We start from the raw sequence: 21,197 nt of genomic DNA, 5'->3' as shown, positions 1-21,197 counted from the left end.
GCGGCCGGCCGCGACCCGATCAGCGGGCGACGAACTCGACGGCGCAGCCCGCGGCCTCGGCGGGGCCGACGGCGATGCCGGTTGCAGTCTCGCACACCGAGAATCCAGCCGCGTCCAGGATCGACCGGGTCTTCGCGAGGTCCGCGACGACGACCTGCATCGCCGCAAAGGCACCGGACGGGGTCGCGCCCATGTCCAGCCCGGGAAAGCGCTCGGCCAGGGCCTTCGCCGTTATGAACGTCATCGGCGCCGAGTGTGCGCCCGTCGAGACCCTGATGCCGTCGTCGATCTGGCGCGCCGCGCCGGCGGCGAACAGCCGCGCAAACCCATCGGCGGTGACAACGGGATCCTCCGTCGCCGCCAGGATGCCCGCCAGCGCTACGGCGCCGTTCGGATGGTTCATCAGCTCGGGGATCCAGACAGTGTCGCGGGTCAGGTGCTGGCACATGAAGCAGGTGCCCAGCGGGACCTCGCTGTCCGCGAATTCCAGCGTGCGGAAACTCGCCTCACCCTCGCCGCCGCCCGGTAACGGCACCGGCCGCGAGAATGCGCGCACGTCGCCCGTCGCGATGCCAAGCGCGTCGAGGGCGGCCTTCGCGCTGTCCGCATCACCGATCCGGCAGGCGACGGCATGCAGCCCCTCGCCGTCGCGGGCGAGCGTCGCACGACGGTCAGCGTTCCCCTTGGTCTCGGCCGTCAGGCCCAGCAGTTCTATGTAGTTGTCGGCGAACATCATCGTGTGGTTGGCGCTGCCCATATGGGCGCTGTGATGACCGCGCGGCGACACCGTGAAGCCCATCCGCGCGTAGGCATCGCGCGCCGCGTCCAGATCTCGGACGAGCAGGTAGACGTGGTCGATGCCCTCGACGGGATGCGAGTCGGGATGGGACATGCGGTGCTCCTTTCAGCGGTGGATCGGGGCGAGAGTGATCTCGTGCACGGCAACCCCGGGGTTCATGCGGGCGACAAACAGGGCGGCCTCGGCCATGTCTTCGGGCTGGATCATCGCCCCCATGGTCGCGTGTTCGAAGCCGGGGCGCCGGGCAAGAAGCGGCGTCGCGACCTCTGCCGGGCAAAGCGCGGTCGAGCGGATGCCGTGCGCCCCTTCTTCGGAGTTGATGCTGGCGCTGATGTCGGTCAGCGCGTGCTTGGACGCGCCGTAGGCGACGCCGGCGGTGGGCGAATGGAACCGTCCTGCCCAGGACGAGGTGTTGATCACGATGCCCGCACCCTGCCGGCGCATCTGCGGCAGTACCGCAGCGATGGCGTTGAGCGCGCCCTTAATATTGACATCCAGCACCTGGTCCCACGCCCCCCAGTCGAGGTCGGCCCACCGGCGCTGCGGGATGTTCATGCCGGCGTTGTTGCACAGGATGTCCAGACGCCCCGTTTCGGCCACGATCCGCTCGGCGATCGCGACCAGCCCCGTGCGACTGAGGACGTCCCCGGGCGCCACCAGCACGCGGCAGCCGTCGGCGACAAGCTCGTCCGCGATCTGCTGCAGGGGACCGTCGCTGCGCGCGGTCAGGGCCACGGTGGCGCCCGCCGCGGCAAAGGCCCGGGCCATCGCGGCGCCGATCCCCGAGCCAGCGCCGGTGATCCATACGGTTGAACCGGAAATGTCGTTGTGCAATTGATCCTCGCGCCGGACAGATGTTCTGAAGTTGAGGCGATACACGATTGATGCCCCGGCAATTTCGCAGAAGCAACCCAAGTGGCGGGTTGACAACCACGGATGGGCGGCGCGCAATCGTCCCGACGCGGCGGCTGCTTGTCGCACGTGCACCGGGCGCAACAGGGGGAAAGGCGCGATGATCGACAGGATGATGTTTGCAGCTGTGGCGGCGGGTGCGCTGATGGCGACCGGCACCCCTGTCGCGGCGCAGGATGACGAGCCGAAGCGTGGCGGAACCGCGATCATCCACATGGTGTCGGAGCAGCGGATCCTGAACCCGGCGCTGCGCGCCTCCACCGGCGTCTACGAGATATCCGGCAAGATCGTCGAGCCGCTCATCGACAAGAGCTACGACGGCTATGAACCGGTCCTGGCAACCGACTGGTCGTCGTCCGAGGACGGGCTGGAGATCACGTTCAAGCTGCGCGAGGGCGTACGCTGGCACGACGGCGAGGATTTCACCTGCGAGGACGTCTCCTACAGTGCGATGAACCTGTGGAAGGAACTTCTGAACTATTCCACCACGCTGCAGCAGTACCTGGAGGCGGTGGACTGCCCGGACCCGCACACGGCGGTCTTCCGGTATTCCCAGCCGATGCCGCTGGAGCTGATGCTGGCGGCGATGCCGGACCTCGGCCATCCGGTCCCCGCGCACATCTTCGAGGGCACCGATCCGCTGCAGAACGAATACAACACCGCGCCCATCGGCACGGGCCCGTTCAAGTTCGCCGAGTACCAGCGCGGTCAGTACGTGATCGCCGAGCGCAATGACGATTACTGGCGCGGCGAGGAGTATCCCTATCTCGACCGCGTCGTCTGGCGCTTCATCACCGACCGGTCCGCCGCCGCGGCGGCACTCGAGGCGGGCGAAATTCACGAGTCGGGCTTCATCGGCGTTTCCATGGCCGATGTCGAGCGGCTGGCCGATGATCCGCGCTTTGACGTCGGACCCGAAGGCTACGAGAACAACGTCGCCCACTCGACCATCGAGTTCAATCACAGGAACGAGGCACTCGCCGATCTGCGCGTGCGCCAGGCGATCTATCACGGGCTGGACATCGACTACGCGATCGAGACCATCATGCGCGGCTATGCCAAGCCCGGTCGCGGACCGGTCCCCTCCACAGGCGGCGCGAACTACACTGATGACGTGCCGACCTATCCCTACGACCCGGAGAAGGCGAAGGCGCTGCTTGACGAGGCCGGCTACACGCCGGACGCCGACGGCATTCGGCTGCGCCTGCGGCACCGGCCGGCCCCATGGGGTGAGTACACGCAGCTGTGGGCCGAGTATTTCGCGCAGGCCATGGCCGAGATCGGGATCGAGGTGACGCTGGTTCAGAACGACGCGCCGGGTTTCCTGAGCGGCGTCTACCGCGACCACGACTTCGACACCGCGAATGGCTGGCACCAGTTCCGCGCCGACCCCGCGGTCTCGACGATGGTCTGGCTGCGCTCGGGTTCGCCAGTGGGAACGCCGTGGACCAATCAGTTCGGGTGGCAGTCCCCCGAAATGGATCAGCTGATTGATGCGGCGGCAAGCGAGCTGGACCCGGCCACGCGGGCCGAGATGTACCACCAGATCCAGCGCCGCGCGATGGAGGAGCTGCCGGTCATCTTCGCGATCGAGCATCCGTTCATCTCGGTCACGTCGAAGAAGCTGCGCAACCACCACAACACACCCCGGTGGAACTCCTCCAGCTGGTACGATCTCTGGCTCGACGAGTGAGCTGGCGGGTGATCTGACGCGGGCGCGGACCGGGGCGGTGCGCCGCCCGCGATGGAGTAGACGATGGCGTATCTGATCTATGCCCTCAGGCGTGCGCTGCAGGCGGTGCCGGTGATCCTGATGATCATGGTCGGGGCGTTTCTGCTGCTGAAGCTTGCGCCGGGCGACACGGTCGATGCGCTGGTCGGTGACATGGGCGGCGCCGACGCGCAGTTCATCGCCCGCCTGCGCGCGGAGTACGGACTGGATCAGCCCGTCTGGGTGCAGCTGTGGCGCTATCTTGCCAAGATGGCGCAGTTCGATTTCGGCTGGTCCTACGTCTATGAGCAGCCGGTCGCCACCGTGCTGCTCGACCGGCTCGGCACGACCTTGATGCTGATGTGCGCCTCGCTGTTCTTCGCGTTCACGATCGGCATCCTGCTGGGTGCAATCGCCGCTCGGCGAGCGTATTCGGCAACCGACAACGTCATCTCGACGCTCGGGCTGATCTTCTACGCCACGCCCAGCTTCTTCCTGTCGCTGATGATGATCGTCATCTTCTCGGTCAAGCTCGGCTGGCTTCCAGTCGGGGGAATCCGGACCATCGCCGCGTTCCATACCGGGTGGGACCACGTGCTGGACGTCGCAAGGCACCTCGTCATGCCGACCGCAGCGCTGTCCCTGATCTATCTGGCCTTCTACCTTCGGCTGATGCGCGCCAGCGTGCTGGAGGTGGCCGAGCTCGACTATGTCCGCACCGCCCGCGCCAAGGGCGCAGGCGAGACGCGGCTGATGGTCCATCACATCATGCGCAACGCGCTGCTGCCGGTGGTCACGCTGCTGGGCCTGCAGTTCTCGACGCTGCTCGGGGGCTCGGTGGTGGTGGAGACGATCTTCTCGCTGCCGGGGCTTGGCCAGCTTGCGTACCAGTCCGTCATCCAGCGCGACATGAACACCTTGATGGGCATCATCTTTCTCAGCTCGGTGGTCGTGATCGTCGTCAATTTCCTGACCGACCTCCTCTATGCCCGGCTCGACAGTCGGATCGAGCTGGCATGAGCCTCGCCGATCCGATCGATCTTCCCCCTGAGGAGCCGCGCTGGCGGGTGTTCTGGCGACGCTACCGGCGCAACAAGGCGGCGGTGCTGGGGCTGGTCCTGCTCGGCTGCGTGGTTCTGCTGGCTGCGGTGGCCGGACTCTACGAACCCGTCGATCCGCTGCGGCGCGCGGGGCCGCCGCTGACATGGCCGTTCCAGACCTGGGACACCCCGCTCGGCACGGACCAGCTTGGCCGGGATATCCTTGCAGGCATCCTGCACGGGGCGCGCATCTCGCTGCTGATCGGCGTCGTCGCAACCGTCATCTCGATCGCGATCGGCGTCGTCATCGGGGCGCTTGCCGGCTATTTTGGCGGCTGGGTGGACGACGTGCTGATGCGCGTCACCGAGGCATTCCAGACGGTCCCCAGCTTCGTGCTGCTGCTGGCGCTGGTCGCGATCCTCGGATCCTCGATCGAGAACATCGTGCTGGCCATCGGCATCGTCTCGTGGACGGCCCCGGCCAGACTCTCACGGGCCGAGTTCATGTCGCTGCGCAGACGCGAGTTCGTGGAGGCGGTGCGAAACCTCGGCGTGGGTCACACGGCCATCATCTTCCGCGAGATCCTGCCGAACGCGCTGCCGCCGATCGTCATTTACGCCTCCGTCATCATGGCGCTGGCGATCCTGCTTGAAAGTGCCCTTGCCTTTCTCGGGCTCGGCGATCCGAATTACGCGAGTTGGGGCAACATGATCGGCCAGGGCCGGGCCGTGCTGCGCACCGCATGGTTTGTGTCCGCCATTCCGGGATTTGCCATCGTGCTGACGGTCCTGTCCTTCTCGCTTCTGGGCGAAGGGCTGAACGAGGTGCTGAACCCGAGGCAGAAGAAGACATGAGCGAGGCACCTATACTCGAGATCGAGGATCTGCGGGTCGCGCTGCCCGAGGGGTCGGACCGGCCGCTGGCGCTGGACGGGCTGTCGCTGACGGTGAACCGCGGGGAGATCCTGTGTCTTGTGGGCGAGAGCGGGTCCGGCAAGAGCCTGGCGGCCGGAGCCGTGATGCGCCTGCTGCCCGAGCCGTCGGTGCGCATGACCGATGGCCGGATCCGGCTGGAAGGGCAGGACCTTGCAACACTGTCCGAGCGCGAGATCCGTCAGTTGCGCGGCAACCGCATGGCGATGATTTTCCAGGAGCCGATGACGGCGCTGAACCCGCAGAAGACGGTCGGCTGGCAGATCGACGAGGTGCTGAGGCTCCATACCAGTCTCGGTCGCAAGGCGCGGGCGGCGAGGACGCTGGAGATGCTCGAGCAGGTGCATATCCCCGACCCGCGTTCGGCGATGAACGCCTATCCGCACCAGGTCTCGGGCGGGCAGCGGCAGCGGGTGATGATCGCGATGGCGCTGGCGATGGACCCGCGCCTGATCATCGCGGACGAGCCGACGACGGCGCTGGACGTGACCACCCAGTTGCAGATCCTACGTCTGATCCGCGAGTTGCAGGAAAGTCACGGCTCGGGCGTGCTCTTCATCACTCATGATTTCGGGGTGGTAGCCGAGATCGCCGACCGGGTCGCGGTCCTGCGCCGGGGAGAGCTTGTGGAACAGGGCACGGCGGACGAGATCCTGAACCGGCCGCAGCACCCCTATACCCGCGCGCTGATCGCGGCCGTGCCCGACCTGACGCCGCCCGCGCCGCGCAGTTTCGACGGCGCACCGACGGTCCTGAAGGCTGAAGGGATGCGCAAGACCTTCAGGGCGCGTGGCGGGATTTTCGGCGGCCGGCGCAAGGCCGTGGTAGCCGTCGATCAGGTGTCGTTCGACCTGCGCCGCGGCGAAACCCTCGGGATCGTCGGGGAAAGCGGGTCGGGCAAGACCACCGTTGCCCGCTGCATCACCCGGCTGCTCGACGCGGACGGGGGCCGTGTCACGCTGGATGGGCGTGACATCCTGAGCGCGTCGGGTGGTGATCTGCGTGCGATGCGCGCCGATATCCAGATGGTGTTCCAGGATCCGATGGCCTCGCTCAACCCGCGCAAGCGCGTCGTCGACCTGATCGCGCAAGGCCCGATCGTCCACGGCACCCCGCCGCGCGCGGCCCGTGAGCAGGCGCGTGAACTGCTGCGGCTCGTCGAGCTGTCGCCCGCCGCCGCGGATCGCTACCCGCACGAGTTCTCGGGCGGGCAGCGGCAACGGATCGGCATCGCCCGGGCGCTGGCGCTCGAGCCGAAGGTGATCGTTGCGGACGAGCCCGTGTCGGCGCTGGACGTCAGCGTGCAGGCGCAGGTGCTGCGGTTGCTTGCGGATCTGCGAAAACGGCTGGAACTGTCACTGCTGTTCGTGACCCACGACCTGCGGGTTGCGGCGCAACTCTGCGATCGCGTGGCGGTGATGGAAAAGGGCAGGGTGGTCGAGACCGGCGTGACGGCGGAGCTGTTTGCCAATCCCCAGCACGCCTATACGCGCAAGCTGCTCGCGTCGGTCCCCGGACGGGACTGGACGCCGCCCCAGATTCGGGAGGACGCCGCATGAGCGGGGCTGATCCGGACAAGACCGCGGCGTTCCCGCCGTCGCTCTGGGCAAGCGTGTCGGTCCCGCGGCAGGCCGGCCCGCCACTGGGGGGTGATGTCGAGGCCGAGGTCGTGATCGTGGGGGCCGGGTTCACGGGACTCTCCGCGGCGCTGCACCTGGCGCGGCGGGGCATCGCATCGCGGGTGATCGAGGCCAACGCGGTGGGATGGGGCGCGTCGGGGCGCAACAACGGCCAGGTCATCCCCACGCTGACGGCCGCCGAGCCTGACGCGATGGTCGCCCGCTGGGGCGAGGCGGGCGAGCGGTTTGCCCGCCTCGTCGGCGGCAGCGCGGCATATCTCTTCGACACGATCCGGCAGGAAGGCATCGCCGCCGCGGCAGAGGCCGAACAGACCGGCTGGTTCCAGCCGGCACACTCGCCCGGGCGCCTGCGGATCAGCGAGAAGCGGGTCGAAGCGTGGCGGCGCTTCGGCTTTCCGGCGGAACTGCTGGACAGCGCTGCCTCCGAGGCGATGCTCGGCACCGACTTCTGGCACGGTGGCATGTTCAACCCGACAGGCGGCCACGTGAACCCGCTCGGGCTTGCCCGCGGGTTGGCGCAAGCGGCAGAACGCCTTGGCGCCGTGATCCACGAGGCCAGCCCGGTGACCAGCTGGACGCGGGAAGGCGACGGCTGGAGGGTCCGCACCAGGCAGGGTTCGGTCAGGGCGCGGGCGCTGATCCTCGCCACGAACGCCTATACGGATCTCGTCGAACGGTCGCTCGCCTCGCGCATCTCGCGCGGCGTGGTCCCGGTCCTGTCGTGGCAGATGGCGACCGTGCCAATGGGCGACAATTTGCGGGCCCGGCTCCTGCCGGGGCGGCAGGCGGTGTCGGACACCAGCGGCGATTTGCGCTTCTTCCGCTACGACGCGCGCAACCGGATGATCACCGGCGGTGCCGTGATCGGCAGCCGCCGCGCTGCGGACCGGGTGCGGGAAAAGGCCGCGCTACGGCTGGCCGAGGCGTTCCCGGAGATGGGGGTGCCCGAGATGACACATGTGTGGAGCGGCTACATCGGCATGACGTGGGACCGCTTTCCGCGCATCCACAAGCTGGGCCCCGATGGCTGGACCTGGACGGGCTGCAATGGCCGCGGTGTGGCACTGGCCGTCTCGCTCGGACGCGAGATGGCCGGGGCCGTGACGGGTACGCCCGAAAGCCAGCTCGCCCTGCCGCTGTCTGACCCTGCGCCGCTGCCCTTCAGCGCCATCGCCCGGCGGGTGGCGCCGGGTTACCTCGCCTGGCTTCGCCGCAAGGATCGCACCGAGATCCGGATCGACTGAGCGGGTTCCGAGGCCTGACACGCGAAGTCTTCCAAGCGCCGTCAGAGCGGATGCGACGCTGTGGACCTCACCCTTCGAGCTTGCCCCCAAGCCGCTCCAGCATCCCGAGGCACTCGGCGAGTTGGGCGAGCGACACGAATTCGTCGGGCTTGTGCGCCTGTTCGATCGAGCCGGGGCCGCAGATTACCGCGGACAGGCCCAGGGCCTGGAAGATTGCGGCTTCGGTGCCGAACGGGACGACATCAGCGGCGCTCGCCCCGGTCAGTTCCATGACGATGGCCTTGGCCTCGTTCTCGTCTGCCGGCATGAGGCCCGCGACCTCGCCGACCGTCTCGGTCACGATGTCGGCCTCGGGCGAGACCGCGCGCATGGCGGGCAGCAGCCTCTCGGCGCAATAGCGGGTCAGGTCGGCCTTGACGAAGTCCGCATCGCCCGCCTGAACGGGCCGCATCTCCCAGTCGACCCGTGCGAGGCCCGGGATGACGTTGTGCGCGTGGCCGCCGGTGAGCGCGCCGGTGTTGATCGTCGTCCACGGCGGCTGGAACCGGGTGCGGGCGGGGGCGCGATCCTTCAGCGCCTCCTGCAGTTCGAGAAGCCGGCCGACGTAGCGGACAGCGTATTCCACCGCGTTCACGCCCCGATCAGGGGCGGAGCCGTGGCCTTCGAGGCCGGTGAAATGCGTGGTGTATTCGTGGCATCCCTTGTGACCCTCGACGACCCGCATCGAGGTCGGCTCCCCGACGATGGCAACGGACGGGCACAGCCCCCGGTCGCGCAGCGTGGCGGCAAGCGCCTGCGCGCCGATGCACCCGGTCTCCTCGTCATAGGTGAAGGCGAAGTGCAGGGGCCGGTCGCGGACAGCCTCGGCAAGGCGCGGCGCCATGATGACCGCGGCGGCGATGAATCCCTTCATGTCGCACGTCCCGCGGCCGTAGAGTCGGCCGCCGTCCTCGCGCAGTTCGAACGGGTCGCTGGTCCAGCTCTGGTCCGTCGTCGGCACCACGTCGGTGTGCCCCGACAGGACGATCCCGCCATTCGCGTCGGGGCCCAGCGTGGCGAACAGGTTCGCTTTCTGCCCCGACGGATCGAGGTGGATGTCGACGCGCGCCCCCGATGATTCAAGCCGCCCGGCGAGATGTGCGATCATCGCCAGGTTGCTGTCCGACGATACCGTCGGGAAGGCGACAAGTTCCGCGAGCAGTGCCTTCGTCTCGTCCAGCGTCGTCATCAGTTCTTCACGAAGAGCTTGCGTTCGATGCCGCAGAAGGTCTCGGCCGGTCCGTCGTCGCGGATCAGGATCGGCTCGGTGGTCTCGAGCCCCCACTGGTCGAGCCAGAGCCCGGGCATGAAATGGAAGGTCATCCCCGCCTCCAGCACGGTATCGTCCGTCGGGCGAAGCGAGACAGTACGCTCGCCCCAGTCGGGCGGATAGGAGATCCCGATCGGATAGCCGCAGCGGTTGGCACGCTCGATCCCCGACCTTGCGAGCGCCGTACCAAGCGCATTGGCGACGTCGCACGCGCGGTTCCCGGGGCGGGCGGCCTCAAGGCCGGCCTCCAGCCCCTCGGTGAGTGCGGCCGCGGCCCGGAGCATGTCGTCGGGCGGGGTGCCCAGAAAGACCGTCCGGCACAGCGGCGCGTGGTAGCGACGATAGCATCCCGAGAGTTCGAAGAAGGTCGCCTCGCCCGCCCGCATCACGTCGCCGTTCCAGGTAAGATGGGGTGCGGTCGCGTCCATCCCCGACGGCGTGAGCGGCACGATGGCCGGGTAATCGCCCCAGTCGTCGCCGACCCCGATGATCGCGGCGCGGCTGATCTCGGCGACGAGCTCGTTCTTCCGGAGGCCCGGGCGGGCGAGTTCGGTCCCCACCCGGATGATCGCCTCCGAAATGGCCGCTGCCTTGCGCATGAAGGCGATCTCTTCACCGGACTTCACGAGCCGCTGCCAGTTCACCAGCGCGGTTGCATCCACGAACGTCGCTTGGGGGAGTTCGGACTCGAGCACCGCGTGCGCGCGTGCCGAGTAGTAGTAGTTCTCCATCTCGACCCCGATCCGGGCCGACCCGAACCCCATCGCCCGCAGCAGCGCGGCGAGGTCTTCCATCGGGTGGCAGGTCGTCGACTGCACGAAAATGTCGGCATATCCGGCGATCCGGTCGCTCTCCATCCAGACGGTCCGGCGCGCGCCATTGGTGTCCTGCATGCGGCCCCACCAGACCGGATCGGCATCGCCCGGGACGATCACCCCCTGGTGGACATAGAACGACCAGCCATCATAGCCGGTCAGCCAGGCCTGGTTGGACGGGTCGGTGATGAAGATGACATCGACACCCCTGCGCTCCATCTCGCGGCGCGTCTTGTTCAGGCGGCGTTCGTATTCGGCGGTGCTGAAGGCGGGGTTCGCGTTTCCCATGAGATGCCTGACGTGGAAATGGGCAGAAGGTTTTTCGGAACATGCGCCAAAAGGATGGGCACACGACAAATCATTGTCCCGAAGGTCGGATTCTTGAAAGGGATATTTTGTTGACAGCAGAGGTCAGGGGTTAATGATGTGAGCGGCACACGAAAGATCGGTTTCAACGACAGTACATCGTTCACCAACGGAGGGTCCCATGAACAAATCTCTCAAGACAACGCTCGCAGCCCTGATCACGGTCGGCGCGGCGACGGTCGCGGCAGAAGCGGGACCGCTGACGGAGCGCATCGAGGCCGGGGATCCGATCCGCATCGGCTTTGCCAACGAGCTTCCCTTCGCCTATCCCGGCGAGAACGGCGAGCCGCGCGGCTTCGTCAATGCCCATACGCTGGGTGTGCTCGAATCGATGGGGCACACCAACATCGAACCCGTGCAGACCGATTGGGGCGGGCTGATCCCGGGGCTTCAGGCGGGGCGTTTCGACATCATCACGGGCGGGATGAACATCCTCGCCGCTCGATGCGAGAACGTTGCCTTTTCCGAGCCGATGGCCCGCATCGGCGACGGGTTTCTCGTTCCCGAGGGCAATCCGAAGGGACTCGGCAATTACGAGGACATCCGCGAGACCGGCGCCGTCATGGTGACGGGCGCGGGTTATTCGAACATCCAGGCGGCGCGCGATGCAGGGGTCGAGGACGGGAACATCATGCAGGTCCCGGGACCGACCGAGATCCTCGCAGCCGTCCGCGCGGGCCGCGCCGACGCGGGTGCCGGGACCTATTTCACGATGCGCCAGCTGGCGGACAGCGCCAACGGTGAACTCGAGGTGTCGGATCCTGACGCGATGCCCGAAGAGTCCTTCAACTGGGCCGGGATCGGTTTCCGGAAGGACGATCAGGACTTCGTCGACGCCTTCAATGCGACGCAGGCGGACTACCTGGGATCGGAGGAGATGCTGGCCGCGGTCGCGGAGTACGGCTATGGCGAAGCCACGCTGCCGGGCGACGTGACGACCGAATGGGTCTGCGCCAACCGCTGACGGATCAGGGGCGGCCGGTCCGCCCCCTTTCCGCGGCGTGACGGCGTAGAAGCCTATGTCCCTCTGGGAATTCCTTGAGACCTACGGGCCGCTGATTGCCAGCGGCACCTATGTCACGATCGTCCAGTTCCTGCTGGCCGCCGCGGTTGCCGTGGTGGTCGCACTGGCCGCGGGGCTGGGCAAGCGGTCGCGTAATCCCCTGATCCGCGGCCTCGCGGTCGTCTATATAGAGGTCTTCCGGGGCACGTCGCTTCTCGTTCAGCTCTTCTGGATCTTCTACGTGCTGCCGCTCTTCGGCATCTCGCTGGACAAGTTCACGGCGGGCTTCGTCTCGGTCGGGCTCAATGTCGGTTCCTACGGGGCCGAGATCGTGCGCGGCGCAATCCAGGCGGTGCCCAAGGGCCAGTGGGAGGCCGCCTATGCCCTTTCCATGTCGCCGGCCAAGCGGATGCGGCGGATCATCCTGCCGCAGGCGCTCGTCCTGATGCTGCCGCCCTGGGGAAACCTGCTGATCGAACTGTTGAAGGGGACGGCGCTGGTGGCGCTGATCTCGGTGACGGACCTGATGTTCCAGACAAGGCAGATCAATGCCTCGACCTTCCTGTCCGCGCAGGCCTTCGGGACGGCGCTGATCGTCTATTACATCCTCGCGCGCTTCATCATCACGCCGGTCATGCGCTGGCTGGAACGGGTCATGGCCCGGAGGCTCGGACGCGCATGAGGTTCGAGTGGGACTGGGACTTCACCCTCGAGATCCTGCCGCGCCTGCTGGTGGCGACAGGCAACACGCTCCTTGCCGCGGGCACCGGCTATGCCATCGCCGTGGTTCTCGGCCTCGTCTTCGCGCTTGCGCAGCGGACGCCGTGGAGAGTGCTGACCGTCGTGGTGCGAGAAATCGTCGAATTCATCCGGTCTACCCCGCTGGTCCTGCAGATCTTCTTCGTGTTCTACGTGGGCCCGCAGTTCGGTATTCGCCTGTCGCCCTGGACCGCAGGGATGATCGCCATCGGACTGCATTATTCGGCCTATCTCTCCGAGGTGTACCGCGGCGGGATCGAATCCGTGCCCAAGGGCCAGTGGGAGGCCTGCCGCGCGCTCAACATGTCCACCCGCGACACCTATGTGCGGATCGTCATTCCGCAGGCGCTGCCGCCGTCGATCGCCGGGATGGGGAACTACCTGGTCGGCATCTTCAAGGACACGCCGATGCTGAGCGTGATCGGGGTGGCCGAACTGCTCCACACCGCCAACGCGATAGGATCCGAGAACTACCGCTTTCTCGAACCCTACACCCTCGTGGGCGTCATCTTCCTCGCCATCTCGCTGCCGGCGGCCGGCTTCGTGCGGCTGTTCGAGGCGCGGGTGCGCCGAAAGCTGGGACTTTGAGCATGGACCTCTCCGCCTATCCGCTGGAACTGCCCGAGGGTGACCGCCCGATGGTGCGGTTCATGAACGTGACCAAGCGCTACGGGTCGCTGACAGTGCTGGACAACCTCAACCTCGACGTGGCCGAGGGCGAGATGGTGACGGTCATCGGCCCGTCGGGCTCGGGCAAGACCACCGTGCTGCGGATGCTGATGACGCTCGAGACGATCAACGGCGGCGTGATCTATGTCGATGGCAAGCCGCTGACCCACATGGAAAGGAACGGAAAGCTCGTCCCGGCGGACGAACGGTATCTCAGGAAGGCAAGGTCCTCGATCGGCATGTGCTTTCAGCACTTCAACCTGTTCCCGCACATGACGGCGCTTCAGAACTGCATGGAAGGGCCTGTACAGGTCCTGGGAATGTCGAAGCAGGCGGCGCGGGCCCGGTCCGAGGAACTGCTCGAGATGGTCGGCATGATCGAGAAGAAGGACCAGCATCCGTCGCGCCTGTCGGGCGGCCAGCAGCAGCGGGTGGCCATTGCCCGGGCCCTTGCGATGCGGCCCAAGGTGATGCTCTTCGACGAGGTGACCTCGGCGCTCGACCCCGAGGTGATCGGAGAGGTGACGAACGTCATCCGCAGCCTGGTGGAAAAGCACAACTTGACCATGCTGATGGTGACCCACCAGATGGGCTTCGCGCGCGACATTTCGGACCGCATCTGCTTTTTCTACCAGGGGCGGATCGAAGAGCAGGGCCCGCCCGACCAGCTGTTCGAGGCGCCGCAGAAGGAGCGGACGCAGCAATTCCTGTCGGCGGTGAAGGATGCCGGCTGAATGGGCGTCACGCTGGCCGATATCCTCGGGGCACGGGCGGTGATCCGGGGCATCGCCGATGGGACGCCCTTCGTGCCTTCGCCCTTCATGTCGACGCTGGCGGGGCAGGAGTTCTTCCTGAAGCTGGAGACGATGCAGCCGATCGGCGCCTTCAAGCTCCGCGGCGCGGTCAACGCGGTGGCCGCCCTTCCCCGCGACGTCGCGGGCGTCACCTGTTGTTCGACGGGAAACCACGGTCGCGGCGTCGCCTACGCGGCTGCGCGGCGGGGGATCAGGGCCGTGATCTGCATGTCGCGGCTGGTGCCGCAGGCCAAGGTCGAGGGCGTCCGCGCGCTAGGCGCCGAGGTCCGGATCGTCGGAGAGTCCCAGGACGAAGCCATGGCGGAGAGCCTCAGGATCTGCGCGGCCGAGGGGCTTGTCGAGATCTCGCCCTTCGACGATGCGCGCGTGATCGCAGGGCAAGGCACCGTCGGGTTCGAGATGATGGAGGCGCGGCCCGACCTCGACACGATCCTCGTGCCGCTGTCGGGCGGCGGGCTGGCAGCGGGTGTGGCTGTGGCCGCCAAAACAGTCAGCCCGACGATCCGGGTGATCGGCGTCACCATGGACCGTGGCGCTGCCATGGCCGCGTCGCTTCACGCCGGGACTCCGGTCGAGGTTCGCGAGGTTGCCTCGCTGGCCGACAGCCTCGGCGGCGGGATCGGGCTCGGGAACCGGCTCTCTTTTCCGCTGTGCCGCGCGTTGCTGGACGACGCGGTGCTGGTGACCGAAGAGGAAATCCGCGACGCCATGCAGATGCTCTATTTCGAGGACCGGATCGTGGCCGAGGGCGGGGCGGTCGTTGGGCTAGCCGCCGTCCACTCAGGCAAGGTCCGGGCCGGCGGCGGACCGCTCGCCACCATCGTCACCGGCCGGAATGTCGACATGTCGCTCTTCACCAGGATCATCGCGGGACAGGACGTGACGATCGGGGATCGGACGGTAAGGGGGCGTGCCTATGCCGCATGACATACGGATCGTGACCGAGGCCGAACTCCGGGAGATCGTGACGCTCGACCTCGCGCTGGTGGACGTCGTGGAACGCGCCTTCGCGGCCCTGTCGGGGGGCGGTGTCGTCATGCCGCCGGTCCTCTCGATGGACCTCCCCGCGGTCAATGGCGAGGTCGACGTCAAGACTGCGTGGATGCCCGGCGCGGACGGCTTCGCGATCAAGGTGTCGCCCGGGTTCTTCGACAACCCCAAGATCGGCCTGCCGAGCCTGAACGGCCTGATGATCCTGCTGTCCGCCAGCACGGGGCTGGTGCAGGCGATCTTCCTGGACAACGGCTATCTAACCGACCTCCGCACAGCCGCGGCCGGGGCGGTCGCCGCGCGCCATCTTGCGCCGCACACGGTGCAGACGGCAGGTGTGATCGGCGCGGGCGTGCAGGCGCGGCTTCAGATCGAGGCCGCGCATCTAGTGCGCCCCTTCTCGCGCGTGCTTGTGCATGCACGCGACGGGGACCGGGCCCGCGCCTGCGCCGCCGACCTGTCCCGCCGGCTCGATGTCGTAGCCGAGGCCGTGGACGATCCGGCGGCCCTCGTGGCGGAAAGCCAGCTGGTGGTCACCACGACACCGTCGCGGACACCGGTGCTGCGGGCCGACTGGCTGCACCCCGGACTTCACGTCACGGCCATGGGCTCCGATCAGGACGGCAAGTCCGAGGTTGAGCCCGCGGCGCTGGCGCGCGCCGACGCCTATGTCTGCGACCGGGCGAGCCAATGCGCCGAGCGGGGGGAGCTTCGCGCCGCCCTGGCCGCAGGGCTCTGGAACAGCGGCACGCCGCCTGAACTCGGCGACGTGATCCTGGGCCGTGCTTCGGGTCGCCGGTCGCCGGACGACATCACGATCTGCGACCTGACCGGCACCGGCGTGCAGGATACCGCGATCGCGATCCATGTCCGGGACCGGTTTCCCGAGGCCGGCACGATGATCATGGCGTGAGACGGTGAAGCGCACTGCACAGGATGCCGCCGTTCTGCTGATAGGTCCGACGATCGACAGACCGCACGGCGAGCCTCTTCGATGCCGAGGATGTCCATCCGCTTGCGGGATGGAGGAGTTTGCGCACTTCAACTACGCTGACCACGCCTAGCCATGAGAGGAGAAAGTCGATGCTGACGAACGACCAACTGGCGCTCTGGGATCGCGAGAACTTCTTTCATCCGTCGACGCACTTGGCCCATCATGCGCGCGGCGAGACGCCGAGCCGGATCATCACAACCGGCGAAGGCGTCTTCATCGAGGACCGCGACGGCACCCGCCTTCTCGACGCCTTTGCGGGGCTCTATTGCGTGAACGTCGGCTACGGGCGGCCGGAGATCGCGGAGGCGATTGCCGCGCAGGCACGGGAACTCGCCTATTACCACGCCTATATGGGTCACGGGACCGAGGCGTCGATCACGCTTGCCAAGATGATCCTCGACCGCGCGCCCGCGAACATGTCCAAGGTCTATTTCGGCCTGAGCGGGTCGGACGCCAACGAGACGAATGTGAAGCTCGTCTGGTACTACAGCAATGTTCTCGGCCGGCCGGAGAAGAAGAAGATCATTTCGCGCTGGCGCGGCTATCACGGTTCGGGGCTGATGACGGGCTCGCTCACCGGGCTCGAACTGTTCCACAAGGCCTTCGACCTGCCGCTCGCGCAGGTGATCCACACGGAAGCGCCCTACTACTACCGACGGCCGCGGACAGAGATGACGGAGGTCGAGTTCACCGATCATTGCGTGGCCGAACTCGAAAAGCTGATCGAGCGTGAGGGGGCCGACACGATCGCGGCGTTTATCGGCGAGCCGGTGCTTGGCACCGGAGGCATCGTCCCGCCGCCGAAGGGCTACTGGGAAAGGATGCAGAAGGTGCTGCGCCGGCACGACATCCTCCTGATCGCGGACGAGGTCGTCACCGGGTTCGGCCGCCTGGGTTCGATGTTCGGGTCGGACCATTACGGGATCGAGCCCGACATCATCACGATCGCCAAGGGCCTGACCTCGGCTTACGCCCCGCTGTCCGGCTCGATCGTGTCCGACCGGGTCTGGAAGGTGCTGGAAAACGGCACCGATGCGATGGGGGTGATCGGACACGGCTGGACCTATTCCGCCCATCCGATCAGTGCCGCGGCAGGCATCGCAAATCTCGAGCTCATCGACCAGCTTGGACTCGTCGGCAACGCCGGTGAGGTGGGCGGCTACCTGCTGGGCGCAATGCGCGAGGCGCTGGAGGCACACCCCAACGTGGGAGAGGTGCGGGGTGAGGGGATGCTCTGCGCGGTCGAGTTCGTCGACGACCGCGCGACACGCCGCCCGTTCGACCCAGGCCGCAAGCTCGTCCCGCAGATTGTCGCCGCGATGCTGGCGGATGAGAAGGTCATCGCCCGGGCCATGCCGCAAGGCGACATCCTGGGGTTCGCGCCCCCGCTGTGCCTGTCGCGAGAGGAGGCCGATCAGGTGGTCGGCGCGGCGGCCCGGGCGATCACGTCGGTACTGGGGTAATCTGGTGCTGGCCTGGGTTCCCATTTTCGATACGAAGCTGTAGCAACCTCGCTCGCAACATCCGGCAAAAGTCGGAGGATGCCGTTCAAAGCGCGCTCTCGGCGGAACTCAGCAGTATCATGGTAACAGCCAGCTCAGACCGTAATGCCTCGCGCCTGTCCGTCGCACCCATGATGGATCGGACCGACGTTCGAAAAATCATCTGAAATCGAGAAGTTGCAGGCGGCTCAGCGAGTTTGTAGCAGTTTTGTAGCACAATGTCATCTAAGCGGAACCAAGCGCTGACCCAAGGCGTGCGGGCCACTCGGTACCTGCCGACGATCTGCGTTAGAGGTGCAGTGCCGAGCAGGTCTCGCGTCACGGTCCGTAGCGGATGTCCGTTCATGTCAGGCACATCGGTTCGCACCGTAGCCGCGACGAGTTGATGAACGATAGCCCGTTGCGGTCCCAATAATAGGTTCTTCACGCCGCCGACAGTACCGTGGCGGCCAAGAGGCGAATGGCGGCCTTGATGTCTTTGGTGGTGCAGTCCTCGCGCCCGCCAATTGGAGGCATGGCCGCGGTGCCGGTAACGGCGTTTTCCAGAAGCGTCAGGGGGAGTGCGTCGACCGCGGCCTCGCCGCGTGCGGTCGCCCGGGTGCTGGTCGCCGCGCCGGGCTACCTGACCGCGCGGGGCGTGCCCGACGACCCGGGCGACCTGGCCGCGCATGACTGTCTCGGCTACCGCTCGGATGCGCGCGACGAGGTCTGGGACCTGTCGAAGGGCGCGTCCCGCCGCAGCCACCGCGCGACCGGCCGGTTCAGCGCCAACAATGGCGACGTGCTGGCCCGGCTGGCCCTGAACGGCGAGGGCATTGCCCTGCTGCCCCGTTTCATCGTCGCGGACGATCTGGCCGCGGGCCGCCTGGCCGAGGTCCTGCCCGACTGGACCAAACCCGAGGTCTGGCTGACGCTCTACTATCTGCCCTCCTAAGGGGCAGCTTGCAGGTTCAAATCCTGCCGGGGTCACCAATCGGGCAAGTGCCGGAAAGGCTCGGCGCGGCGCCGGACTCGCGTGGACATCCGGACGGCAGCCGGAGAGTCCGGCCAGAGGCCAGAGGCCAGAGGCCAGGGGGCGCGGCACGGACGGGCCGGCCGCACCCTTTCGACCCTGTCAGATCTCGAAGACGAAGACATCCAGCTGGTTGCCGTTGGTGTCGATCACGCCCTCCACCAGGTTGGTGGCATGGCTCGTGAAAATCGCCCTTGATCCGTCCGCGCTGATGTCGCCGACGTAGCTGTCGCCATTTCCGCCGTTGGTGATGTTGGCCATCGCGCCGCTGTTCATGTCGAAGATGAAGACATCGGCGATGTCGCCGTTGAGATCGACCTCGCCGTCGATGAGGTTTGTGGCATTGCTCGAGAAGATGACCTTCGACCCGTCAGCAGAGAGCTGCAGCCCGGCGATTCCGCCGTTGGAACCCTCGGTGAGGCTGGTGGTGATCCCGGTCTCGATGTCGTAGGCGACGACATCGCCGGACCTGCCGTATGTATCGGGCTGGTTGTCGACGACCGTGGCACCGGCGGTCGTGTAGAGGATCGTCGAAGCTTGAGCAGAGACATTTCGGGCTCCCTGACCGACGGTCGTGGTCGCGCCGGTTTCCAGGTCGTAGATCAGGACGTCCGCGCCCGTGCCGTAATCCTCACTGCGGGTGAAGACCAGCTTGGAGTCGTTGTCGATGAAGCCCGCCGAGGAGACAAAGACCCCGCCGCCGTCTATGGTATTGAAGGTGCCATCGGCGATCTTGATGGACTCTCCGGTGGTCCGGTCGTGGAGGAGGAGATCATTCTCCATGATGAAAGGATCAGAGTCTGGATACGGGTCCGTCTGGTTATGATAGGTCACCATGGATCCGTCGCTCGAGACGTCGAGCGCGAAGTGATAGTAGTCCCAGTCGCCATCATCGGTGATGTTGAAGTTCCTGCCGGATTCCAAGTCGTGGACGATGACATCCGGCCGCTGACCGTTTTCGTCCCAGATGTAGCCGTTCTCGTCGATGCCATTGAGATTGTCGGAGTGGCTGTTGAAGACCAGCGTCGAGCCGTCAGCAGAGAACATCGGGCCCCAGCTCACCCGCACGCTGCCCTCGGTGATTGTCCGCATCGCGCCGGTTTCGACGTCATACAGGTACATGTACGACACGTCGTAGTGGAAGTTCTCCAGCTCCAGAAGGTTGTCCCAGCTCTCGAAGGCCACTGTCGATCCGTCGGGCGAGATCACGTAATCGGTGGCCCAGGCATTCGCGAGGGCGGGAACCTCTGTCGTCTGGCCAGTCTCCAGATCGTAGATGAAGGTATCCTGCAGCCACGCAGAGACGTCGGGATCGCTGACCCTCTGGAAGATCAGCTTCGACCCATCCTGTGAGAGACTGCGATGGTAGTTCTCCCCGGCTCCGCCGTTAGTGATGTTGACGATCGAGGGCCCGTCGGGAGCCTCCGCAGCTCCGGTGATCGTGACGGTCACCGTCGCCGTGCTCAGCGCGCCGTTCGCCAACTGGATCGTGTAGTCAAAACTGTCGGTGGCCGTTTCTCCCTCGGCGAGATGATCGAAGGCGCCATTGGCGTCGTAGACGATCTCGGTTCCGTCCGCGCTGATCGCGATCGTGCCGGCACCCGATCCCTCGACGCCGGCGAGCGATATCGCCTTGCCGCCTTTGTCATTGCCGAGGAGATCGGCGACGGAGATCCGTTTGGCGGCAGCTGCGGTCGCATCCTCCGACACCATCACCGCATCGTCGACAGCCTGCGGCAGTGCGGCCTGCTTCCCCTTGGCCAGGCCCTTCGGCGCCTTGTCCTTCATGTCCTTCGCCATCTCGATGTCCTTCGCTTGCCGCCCGGTGCGGGCACGGGATGAATGGCTTGCCGCTGGCGGCCGTCACGTCCGGCAGGACGCGGCGGAGAGGCCGGCAGGGCGGCAAGGCCGGAGGGCTTCAGGGGTGGCTGGAACGATGGAGGGGCAGCCCGGCCGATGCTGGCCCGGCCCTTCGCGGTCGATCTCGTGTCAGGAAAAGCGACCTGCACCGGCGGACATCCTCAGGAAGGGAGCCCGCCGGTGGGAAAAACGCTTCCGGGGTACTCGTTACGCAACGCACTGAAGTAGCCCGAGATTATCCGGCGGAAATCCGCCTGTCATCAAAAAAGATTAAGGAAAGCCTAACTCCCTTTTCAGGGGAATTAATGAAACTGAATACACCCGCATTGCGCGAACTCGCGATCCCGCCATCCGGAGGCGCAGAGGGATACGCCTCGCCGCAACTGCTGCCAGGAGAAACCGGATCCGGTCACGAAGATTGCCCGAGCCTGCCGCCTTTGGCAGGATCAGCCGGCACGGGTTCGGAAAGGACGGCAGATGCGACGAGTATCGGAACGGTGGCCCGGGGTGCTGTTCGCCGCGGCGGCAACTCTGTGCGCGGCGCCTGCCTTGGCCGCCGACCTGCCGCGCTACCAGGTCGAGGACTACTGCACCCAGGTCTCGGACGTGAGTGGCGGATCGCGGATGATCTACAATAGCTGTATCGACATGGAACAGACGGCCTACGACCATCTCCGGGGCGACTGGAGCGGGTTGCCCGCGCAGGCGCGACGCTACTGCGACGAGGTGGCACGGGTGACCGGCGGCTCCTATTCCATCCTGCAGGGCTGCATCGAGATGGAGCTCGGCGCCGGATCATCGACCCCGAGTTTCCGCTACTGATC

Annotated in this window: 19 protein-coding genes; 14 read left to right on the top strand and 5 right to left on the bottom strand. The window is 66.5% G+C overall.

Annotation, left to right across the window (positions count from 1 at the left end):
* Positions 1-19: 19 nt before the first annotated feature.
* Positions 20-892 (bottom strand): VOC family protein, encoded by an 873-nt coding sequence (locus Q0938_RS12485; protein ID WP_299362769.1) that lies wholly within the window; start codon positions 890-892, stop codon positions 20-22.
* Between the two features lie 12 nt (positions 893-904).
* Positions 905-1,633 carry an SDR family NAD(P)-dependent oxidoreductase gene (locus Q0938_RS12480; RefSeq protein ID WP_299362766.1) on the bottom strand — a complete coding sequence of 243 codons (729 nt, stop codon included), beginning with the start codon at positions 1,631-1,633 and terminating at the stop codon, positions 905-907.
* A 178-nt stretch (positions 1,634-1,811) separates the two neighbouring features.
* Between Q0938_RS12480 and Q0938_RS12475 the strand changes: the two genes are divergently transcribed.
* The 5 genes from Q0938_RS12475 to Q0938_RS12455 all read left to right on the top strand — a co-directional run bounded on the left by Q0938_RS12475 (position 1,812) and on the right by Q0938_RS12455 (position 8,279).
* On the top strand, positions 1,812-3,404 hold the full coding sequence (locus Q0938_RS12475; RefSeq protein WP_299362764.1) for an ABC transporter substrate-binding protein: 1,593 nt from the start codon (positions 1,812-1,814) through the stop codon (positions 3,402-3,404).
* Between the two features lie 63 nt (positions 3,405-3,467).
* Entirely contained in the window at positions 3,468-4,442 is a 975-nt protein-coding gene (locus Q0938_RS12470; protein ID WP_299362760.1) for an ABC transporter permease, read from the top strand.
* A complete protein-coding gene (locus Q0938_RS12465; protein ID WP_299362758.1) occupies positions 4,439-5,317 on the top strand; it encodes an ABC transporter permease in 879 nt (292 codons plus the stop codon). The genes Q0938_RS12470 and Q0938_RS12465 overlap by 4 nt, the downstream gene beginning before the upstream one ends.
* Positions 5,314-6,954 carry an ABC transporter ATP-binding protein gene (locus tag Q0938_RS12460; protein WP_299362756.1) on the top strand — a complete coding sequence of 547 codons (1,641 nt, stop codon included), beginning with the start codon at positions 5,314-5,316 and terminating at the stop codon, positions 6,952-6,954. Before Q0938_RS12465 ends, Q0938_RS12460 begins: the two co-directional genes overlap by 4 nt.
* On the top strand, positions 6,951-8,279 hold the full coding sequence (locus Q0938_RS12455) for an FAD-dependent oxidoreductase (protein ID WP_299362754.1): 1,329 nt from the start codon (positions 6,951-6,953) through the stop codon (positions 8,277-8,279). Before Q0938_RS12460 ends, Q0938_RS12455 begins: the two co-directional genes overlap by 4 nt.
* A gap of 67 nt (positions 8,280-8,346) precedes the next feature.
* Here the strand turns inward: Q0938_RS12455 and argE are convergent, their stop codons facing one another.
* Entirely contained in the window at positions 8,347-9,507 is a 1,161-nt protein-coding gene (gene argE, locus Q0938_RS12450) for an acetylornithine deacetylase (protein WP_299362752.1), read from the bottom strand.
* Entirely contained in the window at positions 9,507-10,691 is a 1,185-nt protein-coding gene (locus Q0938_RS12445) for a M24 family metallopeptidase (RefSeq protein WP_299362749.1), read from the bottom strand. Before Q0938_RS12445 ends, argE begins: the two co-directional genes overlap by 1 nt.
* A gap of 199 nt (positions 10,692-10,890) precedes the next feature.
* Here Q0938_RS12445 and ehuB point away from each other — a divergent pair, with 199 nt between their 5' ends.
* The 8 genes from ehuB (at position 10,891) to Q0938_RS12405 (ending at position 18,435) form a co-directional block, all read left to right on the top strand.
* Entirely contained in the window at positions 10,891-11,733 is an 843-nt protein-coding gene (gene ehuB / locus Q0938_RS12440) for an ectoine/hydroxyectoine ABC transporter substrate-binding protein EhuB (protein WP_299362746.1), read from the top strand.
* 55 nt (positions 11,734-11,788) lie between these two features.
* Positions 11,789-12,454, top strand: coding sequence for an ectoine/hydroxyectoine ABC transporter permease subunit EhuC (gene ehuC / locus Q0938_RS12435; RefSeq protein ID WP_299362744.1), 666 nt, complete (start codon positions 11,789-11,791; stop codon positions 12,452-12,454).
* Positions 12,451-13,119 carry an ectoine/hydroxyectoine ABC transporter permease subunit EhuD gene (gene ehuD / locus Q0938_RS12430; RefSeq protein WP_299362742.1) on the top strand — a complete coding sequence of 223 codons (669 nt, stop codon included), beginning with the start codon at positions 12,451-12,453 and terminating at the stop codon, positions 13,117-13,119. The genes ehuC and ehuD overlap by 4 nt, the downstream gene beginning before the upstream one ends.
* Positions 13,120-13,121: 2 nt before the next feature.
* On the top strand, positions 13,122-13,934 hold the full coding sequence (gene ehuA / locus Q0938_RS12425; RefSeq protein ID WP_299362740.1) for an ectoine/hydroxyectoine ABC transporter ATP-binding protein EhuA: 813 nt from the start codon (positions 13,122-13,124) through the stop codon (positions 13,932-13,934).
* Positions 13,935-14,942: a hydroxyectoine utilization dehydratase EutB gene (gene eutB, locus Q0938_RS12420; protein WP_299362739.1), complete on the top strand. Its 1,008-nt coding sequence runs from the start codon at positions 13,935-13,937 to the stop codon at positions 14,940-14,942. It abuts the gene before it with no gap.
* Positions 14,932-15,918 carry a cyclodeaminase gene (locus Q0938_RS12415; protein WP_299362737.1) on the top strand — a complete coding sequence of 329 codons (987 nt, stop codon included), beginning with the start codon at positions 14,932-14,934 and terminating at the stop codon, positions 15,916-15,918. Before eutB ends, Q0938_RS12415 begins: the two co-directional genes overlap by 11 nt.
* Before the next feature lie 170 nt (positions 15,919-16,088).
* Positions 16,089-17,462, top strand: coding sequence for an aspartate aminotransferase family protein (locus Q0938_RS12410; protein ID WP_299362735.1), 1,374 nt, complete (start codon positions 16,089-16,091; stop codon positions 17,460-17,462).
* Positions 17,463-17,973: 511 nt separating this feature from the next.
* Positions 17,974-18,435, top strand: a complete 462-nt coding sequence (locus Q0938_RS12405; RefSeq protein WP_299362733.1) for a substrate binding domain-containing protein — start codon at positions 17,974-17,976, stop codon at positions 18,433-18,435.
* A gap of 180 nt (positions 18,436-18,615) precedes the next feature.
* Here Q0938_RS12405 and Q0938_RS12400 read toward each other — a convergent pair whose 3' ends face one another.
* A complete protein-coding gene (locus Q0938_RS12400) occupies positions 18,616-20,313 on the bottom strand; it encodes an Ig-like domain-containing protein (RefSeq protein ID WP_299362729.1) in 1,698 nt (565 codons plus the stop codon).
* Between the two features lie 537 nt (positions 20,314-20,850).
* On the opposite strand from Q0938_RS12400, the gene Q0938_RS12395 reads away from it, so the two are divergent.
* Positions 20,851-21,195, top strand: coding sequence for a hypothetical protein (locus tag Q0938_RS12395; protein ID WP_299362726.1), 345 nt, complete (start codon positions 20,851-20,853; stop codon positions 21,193-21,195).
* The last annotated feature ends 2 nt before the right edge of the window (positions 21,196-21,197 follow it).

The organism is uncultured Paracoccus sp., assembly GCF_947496875.1.
Classification (GTDB): domain Bacteria; phylum Pseudomonadota; class Alphaproteobacteria; order Rhodobacterales; family Rhodobacteraceae; genus Paracoccus.
Note: the sequence above shows the minus strand (reverse complement) of the source record. Positions and strands in the feature narration are given on the sequence as shown.